The organism is Methylobacterium sp. DB0501 (assembly GCF_011043735.1).
Classification (GTDB): domain Bacteria; phylum Pseudomonadota; class Alphaproteobacteria; order Rhizobiales; family Beijerinckiaceae; genus Methylobacterium; species Methylobacterium alsaeris.
Genome location: NZ_JAAKGV010000020.1, coordinates 43,478 through 68,872 on the forward strand (window position 1 = coordinate 43,478; position 25,395 = coordinate 68,872).

The 25,395-nt window shown below is 63.2% G+C and carries 26 protein-coding genes; 21 read left to right on the top strand and 5 right to left on the bottom strand.

The window, feature by feature from the left end:
- From G4G93_RS25855 to repB, 15 genes are all read left to right on the top strand, one after another.
- Positions 1-1,182, top strand: coding sequence for a type IV pilus twitching motility protein PilT (locus G4G93_RS25855; RefSeq protein ID WP_048442885.1), 1,182 nt, complete (start codon positions 1-3; stop codon positions 1,180-1,182).
- Positions 1,163-1,792: a YcbK family protein gene (locus G4G93_RS25860; protein ID WP_048442886.1), complete on the top strand. Its 630-nt coding sequence runs from the start codon at positions 1,163-1,165 to the stop codon at positions 1,790-1,792. Before G4G93_RS25855 ends, G4G93_RS25860 begins: the two co-directional genes overlap by 20 nt.
- Positions 1,789-2,034: a hypothetical protein gene (locus G4G93_RS25865; RefSeq protein ID WP_048442887.1), complete on the top strand. Its 246-nt coding sequence runs from the start codon at positions 1,789-1,791 to the stop codon at positions 2,032-2,034. Before G4G93_RS25860 ends, G4G93_RS25865 begins: the two co-directional genes overlap by 4 nt.
- Entirely contained in the window at positions 2,019-2,696 is a 678-nt protein-coding gene (locus G4G93_RS25870; protein WP_048442888.1) for a hypothetical protein, read from the top strand. Before G4G93_RS25865 ends, G4G93_RS25870 begins: the two co-directional genes overlap by 16 nt.
- A complete protein-coding gene (locus G4G93_RS25875) occupies positions 2,693-3,106 on the top strand; it encodes a hypothetical protein (protein ID WP_157080484.1) in 414 nt (137 codons plus the stop codon). The genes G4G93_RS25870 and G4G93_RS25875 overlap by 4 nt, the downstream gene beginning before the upstream one ends.
- Entirely contained in the window at positions 3,103-4,053 is a 951-nt protein-coding gene (locus G4G93_RS25880; RefSeq protein WP_083469038.1) for a M23 family metallopeptidase, read from the top strand. The genes G4G93_RS25875 and G4G93_RS25880 overlap by 4 nt, the downstream gene beginning before the upstream one ends.
- A complete protein-coding gene (locus G4G93_RS25885) occupies positions 4,050-4,814 on the top strand; it encodes a hypothetical protein (RefSeq protein ID WP_048442890.1) in 765 nt (254 codons plus the stop codon). The genes G4G93_RS25880 and G4G93_RS25885 overlap by 4 nt, the downstream gene beginning before the upstream one ends.
- Positions 4,811-5,833 (top strand): hypothetical protein, encoded by a 1,023-nt coding sequence (locus tag G4G93_RS25890; protein WP_048442891.1) that lies wholly within the window; start codon positions 4,811-4,813, stop codon positions 5,831-5,833. Before G4G93_RS25885 ends, G4G93_RS25890 begins: the two co-directional genes overlap by 4 nt.
- Complete coding sequence (locus tag G4G93_RS25895; protein WP_048442892.1) at positions 5,830-6,825, top strand: hypothetical protein; 996 nt, start codon at positions 5,830-5,832, stop codon at positions 6,823-6,825. The genes G4G93_RS25890 and G4G93_RS25895 overlap by 4 nt, the downstream gene beginning before the upstream one ends.
- Before the next feature lie 9 nt (positions 6,826-6,834).
- The gene (locus G4G93_RS25900) at positions 6,835-9,123 is read left to right on the top strand and encodes a DotA/TraY family protein (RefSeq protein ID WP_048442893.1); all 2,289 of its coding nucleotides are present in this window, start codon (positions 6,835-6,837) and stop codon (positions 9,121-9,123) included.
- A gap of 3 nt (positions 9,124-9,126) precedes the next feature.
- Positions 9,127-10,419 (top strand): hypothetical protein, encoded by a 1,293-nt coding sequence (locus G4G93_RS25905; RefSeq protein ID WP_048442894.1) that lies wholly within the window; start codon positions 9,127-9,129, stop codon positions 10,417-10,419.
- 931 nt (positions 10,420-11,350) lie between these two features.
- Positions 11,351-12,394 (top strand): replication protein RepA, encoded by a 1,044-nt coding sequence (locus tag G4G93_RS25910; RefSeq protein ID WP_165088692.1) that lies wholly within the window; start codon positions 11,351-11,353, stop codon positions 12,392-12,394.
- A gap of 180 nt (positions 12,395-12,574) precedes the next feature.
- A complete protein-coding gene (gene repC / locus G4G93_RS25915) occupies positions 12,575-13,816 on the top strand; it encodes a plasmid replication protein RepC (protein WP_083469039.1) in 1,242 nt (413 codons plus the stop codon).
- A 214-nt stretch (positions 13,817-14,030) separates the two neighbouring features.
- Positions 14,031-15,200, top strand: coding sequence for a plasmid partitioning protein RepA (gene repA, locus G4G93_RS25920; protein WP_048442902.1), 1,170 nt, complete (start codon positions 14,031-14,033; stop codon positions 15,198-15,200).
- Between the two features lie 4 nt (positions 15,201-15,204).
- Positions 15,205-16,269, top strand: a complete 1,065-nt coding sequence (gene repB, locus G4G93_RS25925; RefSeq protein ID WP_048442896.1) for a plasmid partitioning protein RepB — start codon at positions 15,205-15,207, stop codon at positions 16,267-16,269.
- 333 nt (positions 16,270-16,602) lie between these two features.
- Here the strand turns inward: repB and G4G93_RS25930 are convergent, their stop codons facing one another.
- Both G4G93_RS25930 and G4G93_RS25935 read right to left on the bottom strand, forming a co-directional pair.
- A complete protein-coding gene (locus G4G93_RS25930; RefSeq protein WP_048444441.1) occupies positions 16,603-18,018 on the bottom strand; it encodes an IS4 family transposase in 1,416 nt (471 codons plus the stop codon).
- A 269-nt stretch (positions 18,019-18,287) separates the two neighbouring features.
- The gene (locus tag G4G93_RS25935) at positions 18,288-19,181 is read right to left on the bottom strand and encodes a dienelactone hydrolase family protein (protein ID WP_048443072.1); all 894 of its coding nucleotides are present in this window, start codon (positions 19,179-19,181) and stop codon (positions 18,288-18,290) included.
- A 257-nt stretch (positions 19,182-19,438) separates the two neighbouring features.
- Between G4G93_RS25935 and G4G93_RS25940 the strand changes: the two genes are divergently transcribed.
- Together G4G93_RS25940 and G4G93_RS25945 are read left to right on the top strand one after the other, a co-directional pair.
- A complete protein-coding gene (locus G4G93_RS25940) occupies positions 19,439-19,648 on the top strand; it encodes a hypothetical protein (protein WP_048443073.1) in 210 nt (69 codons plus the stop codon).
- Between the two features lie 23 nt (positions 19,649-19,671).
- Entirely contained in the window at positions 19,672-19,887 is a 216-nt protein-coding gene (locus G4G93_RS25945; RefSeq protein WP_048443074.1) for a hypothetical protein, read from the top strand.
- Positions 19,888-20,014: 127 nt separating this feature from the next.
- Here the strand turns inward: G4G93_RS25945 and G4G93_RS25950 are convergent, their stop codons facing one another.
- Together G4G93_RS25950 and G4G93_RS25955 are read right to left on the bottom strand one after the other, a co-directional pair.
- On the bottom strand, positions 20,015-20,296 hold the full coding sequence (locus G4G93_RS25950) for a helix-turn-helix domain-containing protein (protein ID WP_053080234.1): 282 nt from the start codon (positions 20,294-20,296) through the stop codon (positions 20,015-20,017).
- Between the two features lie 328 nt (positions 20,297-20,624).
- Positions 20,625-20,825, bottom strand: a complete 201-nt coding sequence (locus G4G93_RS25955) for a hypothetical protein (protein WP_048443075.1) — start codon at positions 20,823-20,825, stop codon at positions 20,625-20,627.
- 361 nt (positions 20,826-21,186) lie between these two features.
- Between G4G93_RS25955 and G4G93_RS25960 the strand changes: the two genes are divergently transcribed.
- The 3 genes from G4G93_RS25960 (at position 21,187) to G4G93_RS25970 (ending at position 23,042) form a co-directional block, all read left to right on the top strand.
- On the top strand, positions 21,187-21,693 hold the full coding sequence (locus G4G93_RS25960; RefSeq protein ID WP_048443076.1) for a YsnF/AvaK domain-containing protein: 507 nt from the start codon (positions 21,187-21,189) through the stop codon (positions 21,691-21,693).
- A gap of 4 nt (positions 21,694-21,697) precedes the next feature.
- A complete protein-coding gene (locus tag G4G93_RS25965) occupies positions 21,698-22,621 on the top strand; it encodes a YsnF/AvaK domain-containing protein (protein WP_048443077.1) in 924 nt (307 codons plus the stop codon).
- Between the two features lie 127 nt (positions 22,622-22,748).
- Positions 22,749-23,042: a hypothetical protein gene (locus G4G93_RS25970; RefSeq protein ID WP_048443078.1), complete on the top strand. Its 294-nt coding sequence runs from the start codon at positions 22,749-22,751 to the stop codon at positions 23,040-23,042.
- An 86-nt stretch (positions 23,043-23,128) separates the two neighbouring features.
- Here the strand turns inward: G4G93_RS25970 and G4G93_RS25975 are convergent, their stop codons facing one another.
- Positions 23,129-24,655, bottom strand: a complete 1,527-nt coding sequence (locus G4G93_RS25975; RefSeq protein WP_048443079.1) for a sensor histidine kinase — start codon at positions 24,653-24,655, stop codon at positions 23,129-23,131.
- A 334-nt stretch (positions 24,656-24,989) separates the two neighbouring features.
- Here G4G93_RS25975 and G4G93_RS25980 point away from each other — a divergent pair, with 334 nt between their 5' ends.
- Complete coding sequence (locus tag G4G93_RS25980) at positions 24,990-25,364, top strand: response regulator (RefSeq protein WP_048443080.1); 375 nt, start codon at positions 24,990-24,992, stop codon at positions 25,362-25,364.
- Positions 25,365-25,395 lie beyond the last annotated feature (31 nt).

Here is a 25,395-nt window from a genome sequence, read left to right on the forward strand (position 1 = left end):
ATGCTCTGGACTGGCGCCACCCGCTACCCTGAGGACAACATCATCGTGCACGGCCGAGATGATGTGTGCCGCCTCCTCGTCCATGCCGTCGCGATCGACGCCAGCGACGTGATTTTCCAGTCCGGCCGGCCAGCGCTGGCGTCCGTCCACGGCCACCTCTGCGCGTTGACCCGGGTCTGGCTCCAGCCGTCGACGCTGGCGCGGATCGCGACCGAGCTGACCTCGACCGACTCGATCATGTCGAAGCTTTACTCGGGCCAGGACTTCGATCGCGCCATCACCATTGAGGACCGGGCTGGCGCCGGCCGAGACGGCGAGCCGATCCGGCACCGGTTCCGCATCAACGTGACTGCCGGCTACTACGAAGGCGACGTCGGCGTGCAGATCGTGTGCCGCCACATCCCGGCCGAGCCGCCGACCGTTGCCGGTCTCGAGATCGACGGCGACGTCGTCGCCGAGTCGACGCCTGCCCAAGGCGCCGTGATCGTCGCCGGCGAGACCGGCTCGGGGAAGACCACGACCCTTGCCGCCCTGTTGCGACGGATCCTCGAGGAGGAGACGCCGATCCACGGCAACGTGCTGACTTATGAAGCCCCGGTCGAGTTCGTGTTCGAAAACGTGCCGTCGGCGACCTGCACCGTCATGCAGCACGAGATCGGCCTGCACCTGCCCTCGTTCGCCGCCGGCGTGCGCAACTCGCTGCGCCGCAAGCCCGCCCTCATCATGGTGGGCGAGCTGCGCGACATGGACACGATCCTGGCCAGCGTCGAGGCGGCCCAGACCGGCCACCCGATCTATACCACCACCCATGCCAACGATGTCGCCCACATCCTGAGGCGCTTGACGTTGAAGTTCCCAGCCGACCTCCAGGTCCAGGCTTTCCACGACGTCCTGGCCAGCACCCACCTCCTCGTTTCGCAACTCCTGGTCCCGCGGGTCGGCGGCGGCCGTGTCTGCCTGCGCGAATGGCAGGTTCTCACCGACCGGGTCCGCCGCGAGGTGGCGCGCGGCGGTATGGCCGACGCCGTCGATACCTTGCGCACGATCATCGGGCGCGGCGAGGACGGCCGCTCGATGCGGGTCACCGTCATGGCAGCCGTCGAGCAGGGCGCGATCGATGTCAAGACCGCCCGCCGCGTTCTCGACCGCTACGGATACCGCGATGCCCGTCTCGCGGCGTAGCCTCCTTACCGGCCTCGCGGCACTCGCTGCCCTGCCCGCCTGCGGGCTCGACCGGGCCTACGCCTCAGCGCTTGTCGGTTCGGCCGCATTCCCGCTGCCCGTGCGGCTGTGGCTGCGGCGCGAGGGAACCGGCGAGGAAGTGAGCGCAATCGTCCGGACGCCAGATGGCTACAACGCGCGCGACCTCCTGCTGCTGTCCTGGCTCCTGCGCGATGTCCGGGACGCCAGCGCGGCGGTCTGGATCGACCCGCGCCTGTTCGACCTCCTCGCTGCGGTCCAGGGCGCGATGAGCGCGGTCCACGGCGCCGTGGTGCCGCTGATCGTCACCTCGGGCTATCGCACGCCCCAGCACAACGCCGGCCTCGAGGGCGCCGCCCGAGGCTCGCTGCATCTGGCCGGCCGTGCGGTCGACCTGAAAGCGCCTGGCTACGGCCCGGACGCGGTCGCCCTCGCCGGCGCGCTGTGCGGTCGCGGCGGCGTCGGGATCTACCCCTCGTTCTGCCACCTCGACATCGGCCAGGCGCGCGCTTGGGCCGGCGGACGCAAGGCGCCGCCAGCCGCGCAGGCGGTGCCAGGCACGCCGATCACCAAGCCTGAGGAGCCCGCATGAGTGATCGCCATCTCCCGTGGCGGTGGTCAGCCGTGCCGCTGCGGTTCTTTGGAATGCACGGCAGCATCGCGGCTTTCTTCCCCCTGCTGATCGTAACGGGCTTGAGCCGCTACACGTTCATCGCCATGGCTTTGTACGCCGCGTTCCTTGCGTATTGCAATCATCGCAAGATGGGGCCGATGCGGTTCCTCAAGTATATCTGGTCGAAATTTATCGAGGGTGGCAAATGGCCCGCTTTCTAGAACCGACCCCGCTCCGGATCCGGATGCGGACCTCGCTGCGCCTCGCCGTCCTCCTCGGCGGGCTCGCGCTCGCCGGTGCTGCCCCGGCCGCAGCTCAGTCAACCGGCAATAATTGCCTGGTGCGGCAGGCGGCCGACGCCGCCGTACAGCGCCAGATCGCCCTGATCGACGCCGCCAAGGTCAATCCGTCGAGCTTCTTCAACGGCCCGAACAGCTGTATCGCCGGGGACCTGCTCAAGCGGTTCGACCTGTCGAACCTGATCCCCGACCTGTCGGGGTTCCTCACCTCGGCGGCGACGAGCCTGATCTCGTCCGTGATCGACGCGGCCAAGCGGCAGGTGTGCCAGATCCTCGACGATCAACTCCGGGACACGATCCGCAGCATTAACCAACAGATGACGAGCTTCCAGAGCTCGATCACCGGCGACTTGTTCCGGCAGCTCAACGGCTCGATCTCGCCGATCGCCATTCCGAACATCAGCGGCATCGGGTCGTACAATCTCATTCAGAACTCGGCGTTCGGCTCGGCGCTCAACTTGAGCCAGACACCGCAGAGTGCGTCTCCCGTCGTAGTGCAGCAAGGCGCTTCAGTTCCGGCTGCCGCTCCGGTCATCTCGGCCCCGGCGCCGTCTAGGGACAATTTCGGAGGCATGTTCCAATGATCCGTGCGGCTTTCCTCTCCGCAACCCTGTTCCTGACTGCCGTTGGCTCTGCGCGGGCCGAGAAACTCTCTCTTCCAGTCGGCGACTGGGCATACTCACCTGTCTCTCCAACGGGCTGCAAGAGGCCGTCGCTTACAATCGAGAAAGATCGGCTGATCCAACGCATCGACCAAGAGGCTATTCGCGGCGAAGCCAGATGCAAAATTCTCAAAATCAGACGACAGGGCAGGGGTATAGTTTTTATCGACACCAAATGCGACTGGGATGCTCACATTCCTCAAGGAATGCGCGAGAGTCCAGATAACGAAAATGATGATTCATTTTCTCTCAAATTCATCAGCCCGAAGAAGATACTGTTCAACAACAGCGAACACGAGCTTTGCGCGCGTAAGTCGGAGGGTGGTCGATGATCCGCGCTGCCGCACTAGCTTTCGCGTTGATCGCGCTTGGCCTCTCGCAGGGTACGGCATGGGCCGGCACCTGCCTCTCGGCCGACATCATGAAGCCGTCAGGTCAGCGGGTTTCTTCGCCTTACGGGGTCAATAGATCCGGCCGGCCAGGTGCTTCGGCCGGTTATCACCAAGGTATGGACATCGTAAACAGTGAAGGTGCGGGGACCCCAATTCATTCCGGATCGGCCGGAAGTATTTTGTACCATCATTTCGGAGGCGGCGGCATCATCGCTGATGTTGTTTCTGGAGATACGCGGTTTCTTTATTTACATATGAACACGACAACGCTTAAAGAAGGACAATCTGGTCAGGTTGCCGCCGGCGATCAGGTCGGCACGATGGGGTGCAAGGGCATGAAGCAATGTGCCCCCCATCTCCATCTCGGCACGCTCCTCAAGGGTAGCGCCATCTCAACAACCAGTACCAACGGTCGCGTCTGGAAGATGTATTCTGGCAAGGGCGCCAGTCCTCTCACCGCCGATGCGATAAAATCTGCTGTCCCGGATGCTTGGTACTACGTCAATCCTGAGCCATTCCTGCCCCGCCAGCTCCCAATCTCCAACAAATACCCAGACATGGCGGGCGGGCCACGCGACACGACTCTGCCCAAGACCTGCTCGCCCGGCGCCAACGAGGGCGCCGTCAGCGAGACCGTGTCGCGGTCCGACACCCAATCTCAGCAGAAAGCTATCGCCAGCGCGGCCGAGAAGGCCAGTGGATCCGAGGACCACGCGGTCAAAGTCGCCAACCAGCCGAACCGCAGCCTCTACATCGAACTCGCCCGGATCAACGCGGTCGAGCTGACCGCCAATACCCTCGACTACGATGCGCAGATGGATGCCGCGCTCGCCCAGCTCGTCGCTCTCTACGCCCTGGATGCCCGGTCCATGGAGAGCAAACCGTGACGCGGCTGCACCTCCTCCTTCCGGCGAGCGCCGTCCTCGCCGCTGCCCTCGCGTCCCCGGTCCAGGCACAGGGGATTCTCCCGCAATGGGAGATCTCCCTGCAGCGCCTTTTGTCCGGCATGAAGGTGTCCGGCGTGCAATCGAGCGCCACTGCGCTCCAGACCACCAACGGCCACAAGGCGGCAGCCGAGGCCACTGCCTCGACCCTGGTGAGCCAGGACAACGCCCTGCGCCTTGCCCGGGCCCAGCACCAGTACGGCTACGATACCGGCACGGGCTATGCCGCCTGCACGCTCGCTCTCGGTCTCTCGCAGGAGCGTGATAGCGCTGCTTCCGCGACGAAGGTCCGCCAAGCCTTCCGCTCGGCCGACCAGCGCTGGATGACCAACGGCGGTGACGCCGCCGAGCGCACGGGCGCCACCCTCGAGCAGCGCCGCACCTTCTACTGTTCGCCCTCCGAGCAGGACACCGGCTGGTGCACCGGCGCCAAGCCAGGAGGCTTTGGCGCCGGCGACTCGGACGCCGCGCCCTGGCTGTTCAATCGCGACTACGGCGGCGAGGAGGTGATGACCGCGGCCGACTACCTCGATGTCGTCGCCCCCCTGCCCACGGTAAAGCCCAACCCTGCCACCGCTGAGGAGGATGCCGCCCTCGTCCGTGCTCTTCGCCATGGCGCGATCATGAGTAGCGCCCGGGCCAGCCTCGTTGGCGTGATCGTAGGCGGCATGGGCGGTGACAGCCGCCAGGGAGGCACGCCATGACCCGGTTTCGCCTGCCTGCGGTCGGGGGCTTAAACGCCGTCATTGTGGCGATCAGTGTCGTCGCCCCGGCCAAGGCTCAGACCTGCTTCGGGGTCGAAGCGCGCGTCAACGTTGCCACCTCGGCCCTCACCACAGCCATCACCGGCGCGATCACCACTACCGAGGCCGCCCTGGTCGCCCAAGAGATCGCTGAGCGGGCTCGCCTTCTGTCCGCCGTCAAGGTCCTGACTGCGCAGTCGGCGGCCGGATCCGACCAGGTCTCGAATGGCTTCCGGGCATCCAGCGAGGCGCTCGCCACTACCGTTGTCACTCAGGAGCAGCGCCAGGCCGTAGCGTTCGCCGCCCACCGCTACGGCTCCATCGGCTACGATCCGTGCGGGTCGAATATTAAGGCCCAGGCCCTCTTTACAGCGATGATGGGTTCCACGGCCATCCGCCAGCAGATCGTCGCGCCGGTCCGGTCCCAGCCCGGCCGTTACGCCGATCCGAAGGACTGGGTCGCCGACGTGAAGAGCGGCGACGCCCCCGACGGTGCCTCCCTCTACAGTGGCGACACCGCGGCAGCCTCGCGGTTCATCAACGCGATCGTCGGCCCGCCCGACCCGCAGCCGCGCAACTCCGGCGCGAGCGCCACCAACGACCTTGCCCGGCTGGAGAAGACCGGCCGCGATACCTATCGCTCGATGACGGCCAGCGTGCTCGCCGACATTGCCGCCGATTACCGGACCGACGGCCCGATCGCGCAGGCCCGGACCCTCTCGAGCCACTGGCAGGGCAACGACGGCGGTGCGGCGTGGGCGGCGGGTGTGGCCGGCCAGCACGACCGCGGCATCATCCAGGACGCGGTGCGGATGGAGGCGGCCAACCTCGCCCTCGTCGCCCACCAGATCAAGCGTGGGATGCGCACCGAGGCCACCGCCGCAGCGCTGCTGCTCGCCATGGTCAACGCCCGCATCTCGAACAGCGTCGCCGCGCCTGGCCGCGGGTCCGCCAGCCCAGCGAGCTTCCAGACGCCATGAAGCAGCTTCTCATCGCCGCGTCCGTCGCCGCCCTCACTTGCGCCCTCGCCGCGTCGGCAACGGCGCAGACCTGCTTTGTGGCCGACCCGATCTGGATCGCGGGCCACAACAGCGCCACCGCCACCCTGACCACCCGAGTGGCCACGATGGGCACCAACATCGCCACGCAACGCAGCCTCACCCTCGAAATGCTTCTCTCGGCCATGAAGGTCCAGACGGCGCAGACCTCAACCAACGGCGAGCGCGAGGTGAACCTCGTCAGCAACACCCAGCAGGCCGTCGCCGCCAGCCTGTCCCAGGTCGCCCAACGCCGCGCCCTGGTGGATGCCCGCGAGCAATACTCGATCGATACCGGTCAGGGCGTGAACGCCTGCGGCTCGATCGACCTGATGAACTCGACCAACCGCGCCATGGGCAACGTCATCATGATTGGCCGAGAGACCTACCGCGGCCTCGACGTGGCGCCGGGCAAGAACGTTCCGGTCCAGCAGGCGACCCGCGACCGCTTACAGGATCCGACCAAGACCGACGCCACCGTGCTCCTCGATCCCTCCGCCAGCGACGACGACCGCAAGAGCGTCATCCAGGCGATGGCCGGCCTGCCGATGCCCAAGCCCACCGCCGCGATGCCGGGCTCCGAGGCCGACCTGATGATGCTGCGCGCGCGCCGGGTCGAGGCCCTGCGCTCGCCCGCCCTCGTCTCGCTCAGTGCCGTGCGGGCGATGTCGATCGCCGAGGGTCACGAAGTCGGCAGTGCCACCCCCTCCCCCCTCGCGCAGCTCGACATGCTCATTAGCCAGTACGGCGGCGGGCCTCAGTACGAGGCGTGGTCGGCCGGGCTCGCCGGCCAGTCCGAACATGGGCTCCTGATCGAGCTCACGCGCATGCGTTCGATGTCGCTGGCGCTGCGCCAGCAGCTCATCGAGCAGCAGGCCCGCACCTCGGCGGTGTTTGGCACCATCCTGGCCACTCAAGCAGGCGGCAACCTGTAGGGAACTCCCATGCTTCGCAGGACCGCCACCGCCACCAGCGCTGGCAGCTTCGGCCTTCTTGCGGCCGCGACGGCCGCCCAGAGCCAGACAACGGGCAAGGAGATGTTCACGCCGGTCCAGAACGACCTGGCGCTCATCAACCTGCGCAAGCTCCTTGGCTGCGTGGTCGATGGCGTGTGGACCGCCGCCACCTGCACCGACGACCGGCCGCTCACCGTCGCCTTGGGGTACTTCAACGTTGGCTGCCTGATCCTCTCGACGATCCTTGGCTGCTACCTGCTCTACTCGATGGTCGCCGACACGGCAAACGACGGCCAGGCATTCGGGCGGCAATCGAGCACCAAGTACACCCTCCTGCGGGTTATGACCGGCGCGATCCTCAGCCTGCCGATCAAGTCCGGATTGTCACTCGTACAGATCTTGGTAGTGCAGATCGCGGTCTGGGGCTCGGGCTTTGGCGACACCCTCTGGACCCGAGTCGCTGGGACCCAGCTCACCGGCATGTACGGCACGCTCACCCAGCCGGCCCAGGCGCTCGGCGACTTCGCTCTGCGCGGCAACCTCGCCAAGGTGCTGGAAGGACGCCTCTATGGCCACGTCTGTGCCCAATCGTTGCAGCAATATGCCAACAACGTCTCAGGTCGGAACAATGCCGCGTCGATCGTCTCCCGAACCATCGTCGATAGAGGAAGTTTCGGATCGTGGAGCCCGCAAACGACAACCTACTATTTTGCTGATTCTAACGGGTATTTCCGCAGATCAAACAACCTCTGTGGGTCTGTGATCTACGAGCACCAGAAGATCAGTGTGAACTTCGACGACGCTAATGACGCCAGCACGACAGCAACCCTGATCGCTCTGGCTGAGCAACAGAGTCAGCGCGCGTTTCAGGCGGCGATCGGCGGCCTCGACAGGGCCGCGAGCGGGATCGCCACGACCATCATGTCCGGCAGCCGCGACGACGAGTCAATCAAAAACCGTATCAAGGAGGCGGTCGACTCAGCATATAGCAGCGTCAACCAAATCTTGACTCAGAGTAGCAACAATCAACTAAACCAAGCGCTTCGCAACTACCTTTCGAACTCCACAGAGAACGGCTGGCTCTCTGCCGCAATGTGGCAGCGCTCGATGAGCCTCGTTCAAGCCAAGCTCTTGGCCGCCTCCGCCGGTCCGAGCGCCTCCGTAAGGGCAGTGCCCCCGGCCAGTATCACCACCTACATGCCCTCTCTCGGCCACAGCGCCTACTGGCCGCTCGTCGAGGAGGCGCAGCGCAACGTCACTTACGTCGGGACGTTCAGCGGTTACATCGCCGCGCAGGGCTCAGGCAGCGTCGCGCGCATCACCAGCGATGATCCGGCCGCGCAAGCAGACCCGCCCAGCCAGTTCGCGAGGGCACTCTCGGCCATCTACTCGGGCGTGCTCAGCGTCATCAGCAGGCCCGAGAGCGGGTCGTGGAAAGATCCAATCCTCGAGGTGCAGGAGATCGGCCAGAGCATTGCGAATTGGGGTCTCGCAGCGACGGGGGCAGGTGCCGGATCCGACTTTGTCGGGTGGGGTTTGGGGTTACTGAAACACCCGGTTGCACACGTAACGCAACAAGGACTCGAGAGGGCTTCTGGCTTCTTATATTTTCTAGCTACTATCCTGTTCGCGGCCGCTTTCATGCTGGTCGGCCTCGTACCATTCGTCGTCATCGTCCATTTTCTAATGGCGACCTTCAACTGGTTTCTCGTTGTTGCTGAGGCGATGATCGCCGTACCGATCTGGCTCCTCACCAAGTTCATGCCGGCCCGCTCCGATAGCTTCGTCGGCAACAGCGGTCAGGGCTACATATTCTTCCTCGGCATCCTGCTCCGTCCACCCCTCATTGTGATCGGTCTGCTCGTTTCACTCCTGCTGATGCGGGTAGGCATCGACATCACCAACATCTTCTTCCGAGGGGCGCTCGCGATGATCTCGCCCGACGGCACTATCGCCTACGCGATGGTCGGGACCGCTGGGCTGTTCGTCTACGCCGTCATCCTGTTCTCGATTGTAATGCTGTCCGCCGGCCAGATCAGCGCGTTGCCTGAGACCGTGTTGTCATGGGTCGGTGCGCAGATCGAACGCCGCACAGGGAACACGACTGCGATGGCCGCGGCCGGCATCTTCATGCCGACCTCGCCCAACCAGATCCTAAGCAGAAACGCGAGCAGAACAGCTGGCGCCTTGGTCTCTGGCACAATGTTAGGCTCGCGCCAGTCCGGCAAGACCATGCTTTCGCTGATACGCGGCCAGGACAAGGGTAAGGGATTGTAATCGATGAACGATGCTACACCTAAAGAAGTCGCGACGCATTTCGGGATTGCGACTGCCCTCTCCCTGTCGGCGATCGCCGCCCCGTTCGTGCCCGAAGTGATCCTGGCCTACGCCGGATACCGCTTCTTGCACCACTTCACCTATGGCTGGCGCACTTGGCGGGCGCCGGCACGCGTGCCTCTCCATCTTGGACGACGTGGCTACCGCGACGACACCACGCGTCTGCGCGGCGACGCCACCTGGCCGATTGGCCTTGCTGCCACGGGCCAGGTTTGGCTTCGACGCCAAGACCTCGTTCAGGGCCTGTCCTTAGAAGGCAATACCCCGACTTGGCACAAGATGGCGATCAGCAGCCTCGTCTTCGGCGCCTGTGCCAATTGCATTGGCGCCATCATCATTCAGCATGACACCGAGGACGAGGAGATGCTATCTGGCCAACTTGCCGACGTGGCAAGACCCTTCGGGCGGGACAACGAGATCTACTCCATCGACTTCAAGGTCGTGCCAACCCCACCGCTGCGGATCGCGCCCTCGACCCTGGCTGCAGCCGTCGCGGATCTGCGCCTGGTGCCCGAGGCCAGCGCTCTGCACGCGGCGCTCATGCCGATCCTCATAATGCTCGGCGCCCGCCACAAGAAGAACCCGTTTGAGCTCTACCCAGCCTTCGTCGACGAAGCCGCACTCGATCGTCTAGTTAGAGGTGAGTACGAAATCGGCCGAGGGGAGGCCAGCGCTGCGCAGCTCTCGTCCGCCGACGGTGCCGCCCTCAAGGCGGCGATCAAACCGCTCCGTGACATCGTGAAGGAGAAGCGTGAGGTCGGGCGCAAAGCCCTCGCAGCTCACGCGGTGGAGATTGCCAGCCTCAAAAGCGTTTCGCTCTCTGATGGCTTCGAGCTGCGCTCGGCTATCTCGGCCGGCGGGTTGGTCTGCATCCGCCCTTCCTCCCCCCTCACCACTGCGCTCGTGATCGCGCGCTGCATTGAAGCTCTTGCGGAGGACCGACCAGGCCACGGCGCGAACAGCCTCATTCACGTGGTCTATCCTGAGACCTTGTCGGGTGGTTCAGCAAGGCGCTTTCGGGCCGCTGCCATGAAGGCGGGCGCGATCAGCAGCCTCTCCCTCCCAGCGAGACCGGTCAGTCACATTGACAAGGCGACCCGGAAAATCGGTGCTCTGCGCATCCAGGAGAGACCGACTGCGCTCGCTACCAAGCCCAGCACCGGTAAGATCATCTCTACAATTAAGGATTGTCCATTTGTGTTGGACATCACGCTTCCAGCAGGAACCAATCTCTAATTTGCCAATTTATAAAAAACGATGATCTATGCACAGTGTACGAATATATTTAAAAATTTGATAAAATCAAAATAATGAAATGTTAGATATATACAGTTAAATCTAAGATATTGTCATCTCAAATTGATCAAAGATGCGTGAACATGTTAATTTTCGAGCAAGGCATGTTTGTAGCGGCCGAATATGTACCGTTTCATCGGCTTTGAATGGGTAATCTGGCCTTCAGTCTACCTATTCGATACTGCTTCGGCAGCGTCGCGACAACCGCAGCCCTGTACAGCCGCATGCAAGCCTAACTGAGGTAGGAACTACCCGCGGAGCAACCAAACCGAGTCCGGCTCATGGTCGGAAGTACGACACCTCGAAGGGCGGGGCGCTCTTAGGCCGCGCTGGCGGGCGCCCACTTACAAAAATCAGCGCGGTTGAGCCAGCGATGAAAATATTCAGCGGAGCGCCGGCCGCGTCCGGAGGCCTACCGTCGCGGCGATCTTGCGGGGGCTTACAAAAATCAGCGTGCAGGAGCGATTGTCCTGTGATCGGGCGGGATCCGGAGCCCATTTGAGGAGCGATATGGCGCGGATCCCGCTGAGTTTTGCCAAATGGGCTCCCCGAGGCGCTGATTTTTTACACCTTCGGCACGAAGGACGGATGCCGGCGAGGCCTGACAGGCTCCGGGAATGGCGCTCCTGCGCTGAGTTTTGTAAAAATTCCCGTTCGCCACATCAAAATTCGGAAAACCGAAGATTGCGTATGGGCGGCGACTCCCGCCTGATAAGCTCCAGGTTGCCGTTCGATTGGCACGAGGAGATCGAGGCCGGCCATGAATGCCGCAGAAGCCCGCCAGTTGAGCCTGTGGGAGCAGAGCCTGCTACACCCTGAGAGTGTGACGACTGGGTCGCGGCAGAGCGTCGGCCCAGCCGTCGAAGGCCGCATGGATGTGTCTTTCCTCCACAAGGGCTTCTGCATCGCCGGGCTTCCGCTCCGCCGCCCAAAGAACACGATGGAACCGTGGAGCCGGCGTGACGGCCGGTTCTCACTGACCGTCGAGCCAGCCCGCTTCGTTCTGCCCAACGGGTGTCAGATCGAGGTTGGGGTGCCTTTCGGGCCCAAAGCCCGCCTCCTCTCGATGTGGTTGGCCACCGAGGCGCGTGATCCGCGGCGCAGCGCCGGCGATCGCTGGATGGAGATGGGCCGGATCACAGAGTGGCTGCAAGCGGTTGGACTGCCTGTCACAGGCGGAGAGCGGGGATCGATTGGTCCGACTAAGGACCAGCTGGTCCGTCTCAGCTTTCCTATCTTCACGATGATCCTAAATGGAGATGAGGGTGGACACGTCTTCAAGCGCGAGAGCTTGATCGAAGGGGGCGCCTTTAAGGACGATGATCTTGAGGTCTGGGCGTCGGGCGGTCACAGCGCTATGCGCTGGCCGGAAGCCTTGATGCTCAGCCAGAACGCCTACGATCGCTTCACGCGGCATTCGATCCCTGTGCCGACAGCGCGTTTAAAGCAAGTCGCACACAACGCTATGGCAATCGATATTCTGGTCTATCTTTGTTACCGCTTGCCTCTTCTATCCCACGGTGAGAGCGAACTGCTGACCTGGCGCGATCTGATGGCCCAGTTCGGCTCCTCTGAGTTCGCCTCACGCTTCAAGCAAGCCTTCTCGGAGTCGATCAAGAGAACGCTCGACGCTTATCCTGAGGCGAATGTCGCGATGACGGGAGAAGGACTTGTGCTGCGACACTCGGAGCCCGCCGAGCTGCGTCGTGCCTTCGTCGCGATGGCCAAAAGCGCAGCCCGTCGCACCTCTACGAAGTCGCGATCTCGCAAAGCCGCACGTGTCGTGGATCAGACCGGCGGCTGCGAGAGCGAAGTGGGTCTGCTAGTTCCGGTAGAGGCTGCGCTGACGCGCCAGTCTCCCACCAACGATTCCGTTGCCAACCGCGCTCACCGCGTCGCGTTGGCAGTCGATTAGCCTTCAACCCCGAACGGAGCAATCTGGCAAAAGAAAAGGCCCCCGAGACAATCGCCCCGGAAGCCCTCTCTGTCGTCTGGACAACCTCAGAGAATCATTCCCGGACATCGCTGTCAAGCATGTACGACGTGGCTTCGCCTCGGCGGACGCTGTTCTCTTGCCTCAACCCAGGCGAGGACGATGCATCCTGGATCTCAACCCACGACGCCCTTCGGACGGCGGCCACTCTCGCTCGCCATGATGGCTGCGCAGTCAACGGCTAAGGCCTGCCCTGAAGACGCCGTCGCGCACAAATGGCGCATTTTCCGCGACATCACCGAGGCGAAGAACCGTCTCGCTGTATCGGACCGTGCTCTCGCGGTTCTCAGCGCACTGCTCACATTCCATCCAGAAACGGCGCTAGCACCGGGCACGGAACTCGTGGTCTTTCCCTCGAACCGCGAGCTATTAATGCGGTCGCATGGCCCCTCCCCAGCGACGCTGCGGCGGGCCTTGTCCCAGCTCGTCGACGCTGGTCTGGTAATTCGGCGCGATAGCCCGAACGGTAAGCGGTACGCACGCCGTGATACCGATGGGGCAATCACACAAGCCTTTGGATTCGATCTGACGCCGCTGCTTGCACGGGCTTCGGAGTTCGCAGATCTCGCACAGGAGGTTCGGATGGCAGCACGAGCGTGTGTGCTCCTGCGCGAGCAGATCGCCCTACATCGCCGCGATATCATCAAGACCCTCGCCATGGCCGCGGAAGTACGTTGGCCAGGTCCGTGGTCGACGCTGACGGATCGGTTCATGGAACTCGGCGGCATGCCCAGGCGTAGCGCTGCCAAGCCCCTTCTTCAAGCAGCAGCCGAGGCGCTGCGGGCGCTGCGTGAAGAGGTGGATAAGTGGCTGTCTGAGGCACTGGAAACTACGAAAATGAGCACCAATGAGTCTCAGAGTGAGCGCCACTATCAGAGTTCAAAAACAGATCCTGCTAAAGAATCTGAACAGCGCTTCCGAGGAAGCCTGGCCGGTACCGCACAGCTCGATCCGGAAGCGACGCGGACCGCGCCTCGTTCATTCCCGTTGCCAATGGTGCTCCAAGCCTGTCCTGAAGTGGTTCTGTACGCACGCAGTGGTATCAGGGATTGGTCTGATTTATTGACTGCTGTCCAAGTCGTTCGTCCATCACTTGGAATCAGTCCGAGTGCCTGGAGCGAGGCTGTCGCTGCTATGGGACAGGAACAGGCCCTAGTCGTGTTGTCCGTAATCCTTCAACGCGCTGCGGTGATTCACGCGCCGGGAGGTTACCTGCGGGCTTTAACGCGTAAAGCACGATCTGAGGGATTCTCGGCTTGGCCGATGCTTCTCGCCCTGTGGCGGCTGCAGAACGCGTCCGTCGGAGCCAAAGCCAATGGCGATCTCCCTCGGCAGACCGGTTGACCGCGGTCAACTCGGCCGCGGTCGTGACGCGCATATGCCGTGGAAGGTGTGGTGTAATGAAAGGCATGGCCGTTAACATTTTGTTAACCTTTCCTATGCAGGTCTCACGGCAGGGCGGCGATAGCCGCCGCAAAAACCGTGACAGGAGTTCGGAACCGTGACCAACTCCGCGGCGCTCGCCGCCTCACCTTCCTCACTCTCAGCCGCGCTGGCGATGCATGATTTGATCGCCAGCGACGCGCAGGCATTGTCGGCGAAACTTCAGTCGCATCGGCAGCGCCTGTTCCCGCCCAAGGCCCGAAAACAGCTGAGACGCTTCTCATCCGGGGAAGCGGCTCGCCTCATTGGCGTTGATGATGGTTACCTGCGGCGCCTGTCTCTCGACGGAAAGGGGCCTGCTCCCGAGATAGGACCGTCCGGTAGGCGTTCATACTCAAGCGAAGATATTCAGGCGTTGCGTGGGGTGCTCGATGAGAGTGCAAAAACCGGGCGGCGTTACCGGAAGGATCGCCGAGCCAATGAACATCTGCAAGTCATTGCTGTCGTAAACTTCAAAGGGGGGTCAGGTAAAACAACGACCGCGGCACATCTTGCTCAACATATGGCCCTTCAAGGATATCGGGTCCTTGCAGTCGATCTTGATCCCCAGGCAAGTTTATCTGCCTTGCATGGGATACAACCTGAGTTTGATGTGCGAGATAACGAAACTCTCTACGCGGCAATTCGATACGATGACGCACGTCTTCCTTTGACAGATGTCATTCAAGAGACCTATTTTCCCGGTCTTGATCTAGTACCAGGTAACCTCGAGTTGATGGAGTTCGAGCACGAGACTCCGCGCGCGCTCCTCACTCGGCAAAGCGATGAGGACTCCTTGTTCTTCACACGCTTTGCACAGGCACTCGCACCAGTAGGCTCGCGCTACGATGTCGTCGTAGTCGACTGCCCACCTCAGCTTGGCTACCTAACACTCTCGGCGTTGTGTGCGGCCACTAGCGTACTTGTCACTGTGCATCCGCAGATGCTCGATGTTATGTCGATGTGCCAGTTCTTGTTGATGACTTCCGAGATGCTCGGGGTGGTCGCTAAAGCGGGCGGTGACATGAACTACGATTGGATGCGTTATCTCATCACGCGTTACGAACCAACTGATAGTCCTCAGACGCAGATGGTTGCTTTCATGCGAACATTGTTCGGGGAACGCGTGCTCACGAACGCGATGCTGAAAAGCACGGCCGTGTCCGATGCTGGCATTACCAAACAAACCCTGTTTGAAGTCAGCCGTGACCAGTTCACCCGTGCGACCTATGACCGAGCCGTGGAGAGCCTGAACGCGGTCAATGGTGAGATCGAATCGCTGATTCGCACGGCGTGGGGACGCTGACCGGATGTCCCGCAAGCATCTTCTCGCCGGTCTTTTCGACTCTACCGAGGCGGCCGAGTTGACCGCGGTCAACTCACCTGCGGCTGCTTCGGAGCCTGAGCACTCGAAAGGGGGAACCTCTCCGCTCCTTCCCAGCTTCGCGGGCCGAGGCGCCGTCGGTGCAATGAGTCGTTCGCTCGAACGTTTGACTGCTCAGGCCGGGTCTGCGCGCCTCGTAGAGGACCAGCTCAAGTCTGGGAGTGTCGCCGTCGATCTCGATCCCAAGCTCGTTGATCCTTCACCAGCCCCAGATCGACTGCCGGTGGTCGATAGCACAGTCGAGACCGCCTTTATCGAGGTTATCCGCGCGCAAGGGCAGCAAACACCCATTTTGGTGAGGCCACATCCCTCGATTAACGGACGCTACCAGGTTGCGTTCGGTCATCGTCGGCTCCGCGCCGCTGCTGCTCTGGGCCGACCCGTCCGCGCGTTGGTCAAAACGCTCACAGACGCCGAACTCGTCGTCACCCAGGGACAAGAGAACAACGCTCGGGAGGACCTCAGCTTCATCGAGCGGGCCGCGTTCGCCCTGACGCTGGAACGACTCGGGCACGGACGGGACGTGATCATGGCTGCCCTACTCGTCGACAAGACCGAGTTGTCGCGCCTGATCGCGGTGCGGCGTGCAGTGCCGGACTTTGTGGTTGCGGCGGTGGGCCCCGCACCGAAAACAGGTCGACGTCGGTGGATGCGTCTGGCGGATCTGCTCGCCAGTCCGGACATGCAGGCGCGCACGCACGAGATCATCGCTGAAGAGACCTTCACGATCCTCTCCTCCGATATGCGCTTTCAGCGGATATTCGAAGCTGTAAAACCTGCACCACCTCCAGAATCATCCTTTGCGACGATTAAGGGGCTGACGGGGGAGGGGAGCCACTTAGCCCGGATTGAGCGAACGCCCACGACCGTGGGTCTGATCATCGATGAGACGCTTCATCCAGAGTTCGGCGATTTCTTGATCCAACGCCTACCTGAGTTCTTCGCGGCTTTCCAACGCGAACGTTCTCAAAAGCCCTGTAGTCCTGCGTGAACCCCGGCGCGATCTTCCTCAAGCATCGAACGAACTCCCCCTTATGCTAGGATCAATTGGATGCTTCCACCGTCCGCTGGAAGCTTGCCTCGACGGCATTAGCGGCCTTCGACGGGTACAAACCGTGAGCGGGCCCGGGAACTTGCCCCGATGCGGCCACCTCACCGCCTGGGACGGTGTGGACTACCAGGCGATCGTCGACAGCGCTCTCGACTTCGCAATCATCACCATCGTCCATGAGGGACAAATTACTGCCTGAATCTGGGCGCCGAGCGCATCCTGTAATGGTCGGTCGAGGTGATGGTCGGAGTAAGCGCTCGGTGACGCTTCCTTTTACCCACATCCTGGGGATGTCTGGGCGAGGGCGGCTCCGAGCGCAATGTCGGTGAGCCGTGCAAAGCCACGCCATATGACGAGATTGCCGGGCGGCGGATCGCGTGAGCGGGCGAGGTAGCCACCGAGGCGCGCAACCTTCACCACGTAGGCAAAGAGGGATCGCTCACCGGCCGGCGAGTCGGGCACGAGACGGTCAAGCAGCGCGATCTCGTGGTCGGTCACGGCGAGGTGCGGGTCTGCTTGCGGCGCCGAGCGACCGATCATGGTCGTCCAGAACACCCGCCACGCCAGGATGCAGTACACGGCGATGAGCTTGACCAAGCGCTCGGCCGTGCGCAGCCGCGCGTGCTCGGCGCGGCAGCCTGTCTTCAGGATATGGTGAAACACCTCGATCTTCCAGCGCCGGGCATACCAATCCAACTTCTCGACGGCCTGCTCGGGGCTGTCCACGAGCAAGTCGGTGATCAGCCGCCAGTCGATCGCTGGACGATCCTTCGGCGTTTCCGGCTCACGTGCGTACAGGACGGTGAGTGACAGCGGGGGATAGCGCTTCTGCTTGCCGATCGGCGGCAGAACCGTGATGCGGCGATAGCGGAGTTCGACCGAGGCGGTGACGAGCCGCCCTCGCTGATCGCGAACCTCGACCCGATGAAGGCCTTGGACGGCGACCTCATCCATCTCGTTGGCGATCGTGTGCTGGCCGTCACCGGCCAGCCGATCCACGCAGCTGCGCACGATGAAGTGTGTGCCGAGGTCATGGGCCAGAGAAAACAATTCGTAGATGTCGCTCTCGCGGTCACCGACATGCACGCAACGGTCCGGCGCGGCAAACAGCGATGTGGACTGGCGAAGGTTCTCCAGCCAGCGGAAGCTCTCTTTCTGCTCGATCGGCACGCGGGTCGGATTGACCTTGCGCTTGAGCGCATTCGTGCCCTTGAACTTCTGCCGCGACCAGAACTTCACCGCTGCAAGCCCGAGCGGCAGGCCGTCAGTGGTCACCGCGAGCGAGGCATGCATGAGCAGGCCACACAGCGTGTGCATGCGAACCTGACCTGCCTTGTCGCGCCCAGTGTTGACGGTGCGGGTGATCCCGACGGCCTCATGGCTCTCGCGCTGGAACGTGAACTCGGTCGTATCCTGGAGGACCAGTATAGGGCCGTCACTGGCCCGCACACGCTCGCGTGTCGATGCGAAGTGGCCCGACAGGATCTGCGCCTCGCTGACCCGTTCGTTGGAAAAGAAACGGTAAGCGGCTTTGGTGCTGGCCCAGTCCTGGCAGGCAAACGGCAGGCTGGCGCCGAGGCTGCGGTCCATCTGTCCGACGAGCCGGTGCAAACGCTGCTCGAGGCGGGCATCGGCGAAAGTGCTACCGGCGAGTTCCTCTTCCCACCGGCACCGTGTGGCAACGGGCATGGAACACCTCGTCTTCCAAGGGTTCAGGTGCCTCTCAACCAAACACCGGTGAGGCCGATCCCGCAACGCTCCAAGCTTGACCATAGATGTGGGTAAAAGGAAGCGTCACCGAGCGCTTACCCTTGTGCGAGCCAAGCGATACGCGTTGCGGGTTTTCGCCGACCAGAAATCGGAACCCTGTAACTCGTGAAAGACAAACAACATGCCGCTAACCAACCCAGCGCGATCAGCCAGAAGTTAGAACGGGGTTGAAACAGGCCGCGAGGATCTTAGCGCCGCAGTTGCTCCAGGAGAGCCGGGACACGCGCCAGCACGTCAGCCCGGGCCCTCGGCTCCGTGCCTACAGTGACCGTGCCCTTCGGCGCAGCCTCGACATTGGTCAGCGTGTGAAGCGGTTGGTTCAGCGCGTCAAAGCCGTGCGGCGCCTTGGGGTACGCCGTCAGCGTGATTCTACTGGCGTGGAGAGCCGCGAGCGCCTCGCAGAAGTGGGCAGGCATCCAGTCGTCCGCCTCGCCAACGAACAGGTGCACCGGCAGCGCGGGTGTGATCCCCACCCGCGAGGCGGACTGGCAGCCCGGGTACAGCGCGATCCCGAACCGGAAGTCCGACCGCAAGTCCTTGGGGCGAGCCCTCGTCGAAGCGCTCGCCACCCACAGCACCGTCGAACCTCCCTCGGACCAGCCGATCAAGGCTATCGCTTCTGGGCGAACGTCCGCCTGAGCCTGTAGGTAGCGAAGGGCCCCGTAGGCGTCCCGGGTGCGCTCTCGCCCTGGCAGGATGACATCCACCGACCGACAGACCCCCGTGAGCCCGCGGGCCGTGAAGGAGTCGGGAAAGAGCACGATGTAGCCGAGGCTGGCCAGACGCATGCCCCACTCCCGGTGCTGCACCGCAAGGTGTCTGCTGCCGGGGGTGAGCAGGCCCGCGCAGCCGTGGAGGGCCACGACCGCCGGAAAGGGTCCGGCCCCTGCCGGACGGAAGATGTAGCCCGTGATGGTCGTCGCTGTCGCCGAGGCGCTCAGGTCGGCATCGTTCGAGGGGAAGGCGACCCGCTCCCACGCAGCCGCGGAGGTCAAGGATGTCAGGAAAGCCAGTCCAACAACGAGCGCTCGGGCGAGCTTCGCTTGGACCAGCCGGGCACTCCCTCCGCGAACCTTACCCATTTGCACTCTCTACCAGGAGCCAGCGGCGTTTCGCATCGTGCGGCATGCCCAACTTGGTTGAAAGCGGGCAGATCGCAATCGGGAACGCTCAATCAGAGGGCGAGTTCGCGAGCACAGGGAACGGCATCCGCCGACCGCGAGCGCGCCTCCAACCACACGACAGATATCTGAAATCATCTCGGCAGTTTTGCGCCAGATCAAAGCCCGGCTGATCGACTCGCGCAAAATGCTCTCGCCCTGGAAACCGAGAGGCTTCGATGACGATCCTGAGCATGAGTCCCGCCACAATGGCGCAGGCCGAAGGGCGACGTTCAGTCCTGGTGATGGCGCCGCCGTCGCACCAGACCCAGGCACGCCCGATTGTCACGGACATCTCAGGGTATCGCTCGATCGCCAGCGCACAGGCGCTCGCATTGGCGATGGGCGCCGCGCTGCTCACGACCTGCCTGATGCAGTTAGCGCTCTGATCAGAGAGAAGTGGAGTTAGGCAATGCACAAATATCTTGTCACCTTCCACAAAGTCGTCTCGGACTCCTGCGGGTGCGACCATCAGATCGTGCAGCAGCGGGTGATTATCACTGCGCGCTCAGAAGTGTCAGCCCTCTACGAGGCGAAGGCGCGGTTCTGCGAGGCGATGCGGGTCGTCGATTGGCGCCTGCGCGCCGATAGCTGCGAGGTCGCCGATCTAGCACTTCTTGCCGCCTGACCCTGACCACCTACCCGGCACGGCCCTCTATATTCAGAAGCCGTCGCCGTCGTGAGCCTTGGCCTGTCTGTCTTCGGGACAGACGCATCTCGTCGACGGTGGTCAGCCTTTGCTGGTTGACCCCGCGCTAAACGTCTCGCAATCGCGCCAGCAATCCCACTACGGCACCCGGATCCGTGGCGATGATGGCCAGCAGGTTCCGCGAGGCTCGGTCAGGCTCTGAGCGGCCCTGCTCCCAGTTGCGGAGCGTCGCCGTATCGAGGCTGAACGCCAGCGCGAACTGCTCCTGTGTGAGATGCAGACGTTCGCGCACCTCTGCAGGGTTCACCCGCTCGGGAGGCCGGTAGACGGCCGCGCGGATGTACGTCGCGGCCAACTCCCGTATGACGGCTTCGACACTCTCGACCATCGGTAGTTCGACAACCGCCTATCCCACGTCGATCAGGCGCGTCAGGGCCGCGTGGGCCCCGCGCAGGGTCATGCGGCGGCGCGCCAGGACGATGGCTGCCTGCGGCGTGTCGGGCATTCCATCCGCCTGGGACCACTCAAGGACGAGGTTTACGGGTGAACCGGAGTGGACTCGGTCGACGTCCTGGGTTCGCACCCGTGGTCCTGCGCGCCAGCAACTTCGAGAGATCCGACATCGAAGGTCTCCATGACAGCTTGAGCGAGGTCGCGAAGGCGGCTGGCTTCGACTGTGGTGCTGCGGGCAGGGCGTCGAGGCCGACGCGCCTCACCTACTCCTCATAGTGCCGAAAATCGAAGCGGTACGCCTCGCGGGTGTTCGCGGCCCGCGATCCCCCGGCGAACAGCTTGGCGCAATTGGTGAGGAGGGCGGGGTCGTTGGGTCGTTCGACGGTACTGATGCGAGCGAGCGAGGTAAACGGGCCTGCGTCGCGCGCCTGGGCGTCGTCGCCGTCAAGGTCTTCGAGGTTCACCTCAGCCGCCGCGTCGTGCGTCCATCGCCCTAGACCTTTAGGTAGGCGGGCCTGCGCGGCATGGTGCGGCTCGTGCCCCCAGAGGAGGAGCGCGGGCCTCCGCCTCGGCCACGTGCCGCGCCGCCCTGTCGAGGGAGTTCGCCCGAACGTGTCATCGATGTCCGCCGCCTCGCTATTGCATCTCGAACATACCAATGGGCGCGAGTACGCCGCCACCACACGCATGGCACGCGGTTAAGTGTCCAATTGTTTCCATGCAAATTCGTTCCGGTCTGAAGCTTTGCCGATGTGAATTTCATTAACATGAAGGTGGAACTCGATCGTTCCCAGCCGAGTTCTTACGCGGAACGGGGCGACCACGATGAACGGCAGATCAAATCCAGCCGAAGACGATCTCGTTCGTGGTGAAGCTCATTCCAACGAGCCTGAGCACACGCGTCAGTCCACGGCTCAGGAGTACGAGAATGCTGTCATTCCGTTGCTGGAAGAGACAGCGCACGTCAGCAGGCGCCTCGTCGAGACGGGTCGCGTGCGGGTCAGAACCCAGACGGAAGTCACCGAGCAGATCCTCCGGGAGACGCTTCGCAGTGATGCTGTCGGTGTGACCCGTGTACCGGTGGATCGGGTGATCAAGGAAGGAGAGGTCGCTCCCCAGGTCAGAACCGAGGCAGGGGTCACCATCATCCCCGTTCTCGAAGAAGTCCTCGTGGTCGAGAAGCGCCTCGTCCTCAAGGAAGAGATCCACATCCACCAGACCACCATGGGCCAGGACGTCGAGGTCCCGGTCACGGTGCACAAGCAGCACGCCATCGTCGAGCGCATCGATCCCGATGGCACCATCACGCCCAAGACGATCAACGAGGAATAGTCCCATGCAGCAGACGATCACCGCCATGTTCGACACCCGCAGCGAGGCCGAAGCTGCCATCAACAAGCTCGGTCAGGCCGGGGTGCCTCGGACCAATATGCGTCTCTCGCCCGAGAGCCAGGGCACCTACTCGTCGGCCAACCGCACCTCCTACGATTACCAGAAGGATGAGGGCGGGTTCTGGGCCTCGCTCAAGGACCTGTTCCTGCCGGAGGAGGACCGCTACGCCTATACCGAGGGCATGAGCCGCGGCGGCACGATGCTGATCATCAGCGCTGACGAGGCCCAGGCAGCGGGGATCCTCGACGTTCTGGAGAGTGCCGGGGCCGTTCATCTCGATGAGCGCGAAGCCGAGTGGCGCAAGCAGGGCTGGAGCGGCTACAGCGCCACTTCGAGCACGAACTCCGCCGTAGGCGGCACGACCAGCACGACAGGCACGGCCAGTGCTGCCACCGCCGGGGTCGGCACGACGGCTGCGAGCACGGGCGCGACTGCGGCCTCGGGCACGACGCAAGCTACAGCGGGCCGCGACGAGGTCATTCCCGTCGTCGAGGAGCAACTGCGGGTCGGCAAACGCGTGGCCGAGAGCGGGCGGGTGCGGGTGCGGTCCTACGTGGTGGAGACGCCCGTGCAGGAGCAGGTCACCTTGCGTGACGAGCGCGTGCAGGTCGAGCGTCGCCCTGTCGATCGGGCGCCGACACCCGGCGACGAGCGGCTCTGGGCCGAGAGGACGATCGAGGCGACCGAGCGCGGCGAGGAGGCGGTGGTCTCGAAGGACGTGCGCGTGAAGGAGGAGATCGGCATCCGCAAGGAGGTCGAGCAGCGCACCGAGACCGTATCGGACAAGGTGCGCCACACCGAGGTTGAGGTCGAGGACGCACGCGGTCAGGTCAGCCGCACCGGCACGACGGATCCGACGCGCCGCTGAAGTCCCGTACCGCGGCACGACTGCCACACACGAGCGAATAAGGAAGAGCCCCGCCTGCAAAGGAGGGGCTTTTTGGTGTCGTGGTTAACCTTCCAGCGGGAGCATAGCCCCTGGAGGCTTGGCACAGATGCGTCATATCGAGGTCGAGGACGGGCTCCGTCTCCGGTTTCCTGGTCGGGACGAGGAGTTCAACGAGGGTGTCGAGATCGGCCTGCTGGTCGCACGTCTCGCGCGAGGCGATCAGGCGTTCTCCTGCCAGATCTCGACGGCCAACGTCGACCAAGCACGGGCCGTGGCCCAGCAACTCGGCTATCGGATATGCGTCATGAACGAGAGCCAGGGACTCAGTGAAGTTCAAGTTGCTGTGCGCTCGCGTCGTCCACCACTGACCCTGGTGCCTGATACCCGCAGAACTGCCTGACCCGCTGAGGTATCCCGAGCGCAAGGGATGTGAGATGAGCCCGTTTCGACTTGGCAGAATATGCTTACCAGGGCTTGAGGTGAGCGCTACTGTGCGAGGCTTCCGATCGGCACCTTGATGCACATCGTGAGACCTTCCGGCCGCCATTCGTGACGGATCTCGCCTCCAAGCTGACCTTCGATGGTCCGGACCGACATCGTGGTTCCGAACCCGCTTCGCTCGGGCGGCCCTGCGATGGCGGGACCACCCCGCTCCTGCCAGACGAGATGCAGCGTATCCCCCTCGCATCGTAGCCGGATCGTGACGTGTCCGGCACGCGTCGACAGGGCGCCGTACTTCACCGCGTTGGTCGCCTGCTCATGCATGATCAGGGCGATGGCTGTCGCGGCCTTCTCGCCGACCCGTGCATCGTCTCCCTCAATGATGAAGCGCTCGTGAGCGTCCTCGGCGTAGGGAGCAAGCAGTGTCCGAAGCAGGCCCTGGATCGTCTGATCCGAGGGCAAGTGGCTCGATGACGGGCTATGGGGGCGAACGTAGTCGTGGGCCAATGCGAGGCCCCGCAGGCGCTTCAGGAAGTCGTCAGCATACTTCCTGGCCGCCTCGTTCCCGCGCGCCGTCAACGCAGCGAGCCCGCCTACCACCGCGAAGATGTTCTTGATCCGGTGTGATAACTCGCGGGTGAGAAGCTCGCGTGCCTCCTCAGCATCCTTCCGCTCTGTGATGTCGCGATGGGCGCCGATCAGGCGAACCGCTCGCCCGTTCACGTCACGGTCAATCCGGGCCGAGGCAGAGATCCAGCGGGTCGCGCCGTCGCCCGGGCGAATGATGCGGTACTCTGCGCGGTAGTCAGTATCGCTGCTCCGCACGGCCTCGACGAAATGACGCTCGATCCTCTCACGATCCTCAGGATGGATGCGCCGAAGCCACGCCTCATGCGTCTCTCTGGCCGCCTCGGGAGGCAAGCCGTGGATGCGCAGGTACTGAGGCGAGCGCAGGCTCCTGAAGCCCTGACTCAAGTCGACCTCGAAGCCACCGACTCCCGCGATCTCCTGCACCCGCTCCAGTTCGGCCTCGCGCTGCGCCAGGGTGATCAGGAGGCGGCGGTGCTCAAGCTGGGTCATCACCTGACGGGCAAGCGCCTGAAGCACCTCGGCCTGCTCTCCCGTCAGACCCTGCGGGCGTGGGGTGTGGTCCAGAACGCAGACGGTCCCGATGGGAAGCCCGTCACGGGTCTCCAGCACCGCCCCGGCGTAGAAGCGCAGATGGGGATTGCCCGTGACTAGGGGATTGCAGGCGAAGCGGGGATCCTGGGTGGTGTCCGGCACCACGACGAGACCACGCTGACGGATAACGTGAGCGCAGATCGAGATGTCGAGCGGCGTCTCACGGACACCCAGGCCGATCTCGGCCTTGAAGAACTGCCGGGTGTTCTCGATCAGGTTGACGACGGCGATCGGTGCCCGGCAGACCTGTGCGGCGATCGTGCAGATGTCATCGAACGCCCGTTCCGGCGGCGTGTCGAGGATGTCGTAGGCGCGCAATGCGACGACGCGCTCGTTCTCTGACCAGGAGCACGTTGCAAGTGCCTGAACCTGGGCAGGCCCCTTCTTCATTGCCCTTTCCCCAGGCCATCTGACTGGTATCCTGCTACGCTCTTACCGCGACGATAGCGTCAGCAGCAACACAACTTGTAATTGTGATTACTTGGAAGGTTCGTGAGCAGTCACGCGTCCACATGGCGTGGCTTTGAGAGCACCCGGCCCATGACCTTACTCGCGCTTCACACCCCTGACCAACAACCGGCGCCGGTTCCGCTCTGAAGGGGCCGAGGCAAGCTACTGAGGTCCTGCGAAGGACGTGTTGCACGATGTGATAGCTGGACAGGATGGCACTCCCGGCCCACATCCCTCATACCGGGTTAACCTGCATCAACGTACCTTGCAGAGCATGTCAGTCACGCCATCAGCCGCCATATCGCCTGTCCTGATCGTCGAGGACGACGAGTTGGTGCGCATGATGGCCACGGAGATGCTGGAGGATGCTGGGATCGCGGTACTTGAGGCAACCAATGCTGATGAAGCTTGGCAACTCCTGGAGCAACGGTCCGACATCCGTGTCCTCTTTACAGATGTTGACATGCCCGGCTCGATGAACGGCTTCGTGCTGGCTCAGCGTGTGGCGGAGCGCTGGCCGCACATCCGGCTAGTGATCACGTCGGGACGTTTTCAGCCAAACCCCGACGACGTGCCCGATGACGGCCAGTTCGTTACCAAACCATATCGGGCTCCTGCCGTTCTACGAGCGATCGCGGCTGCTGGGTGAGGGGACCGTGCTGAGATCGGCTGGAGGATCG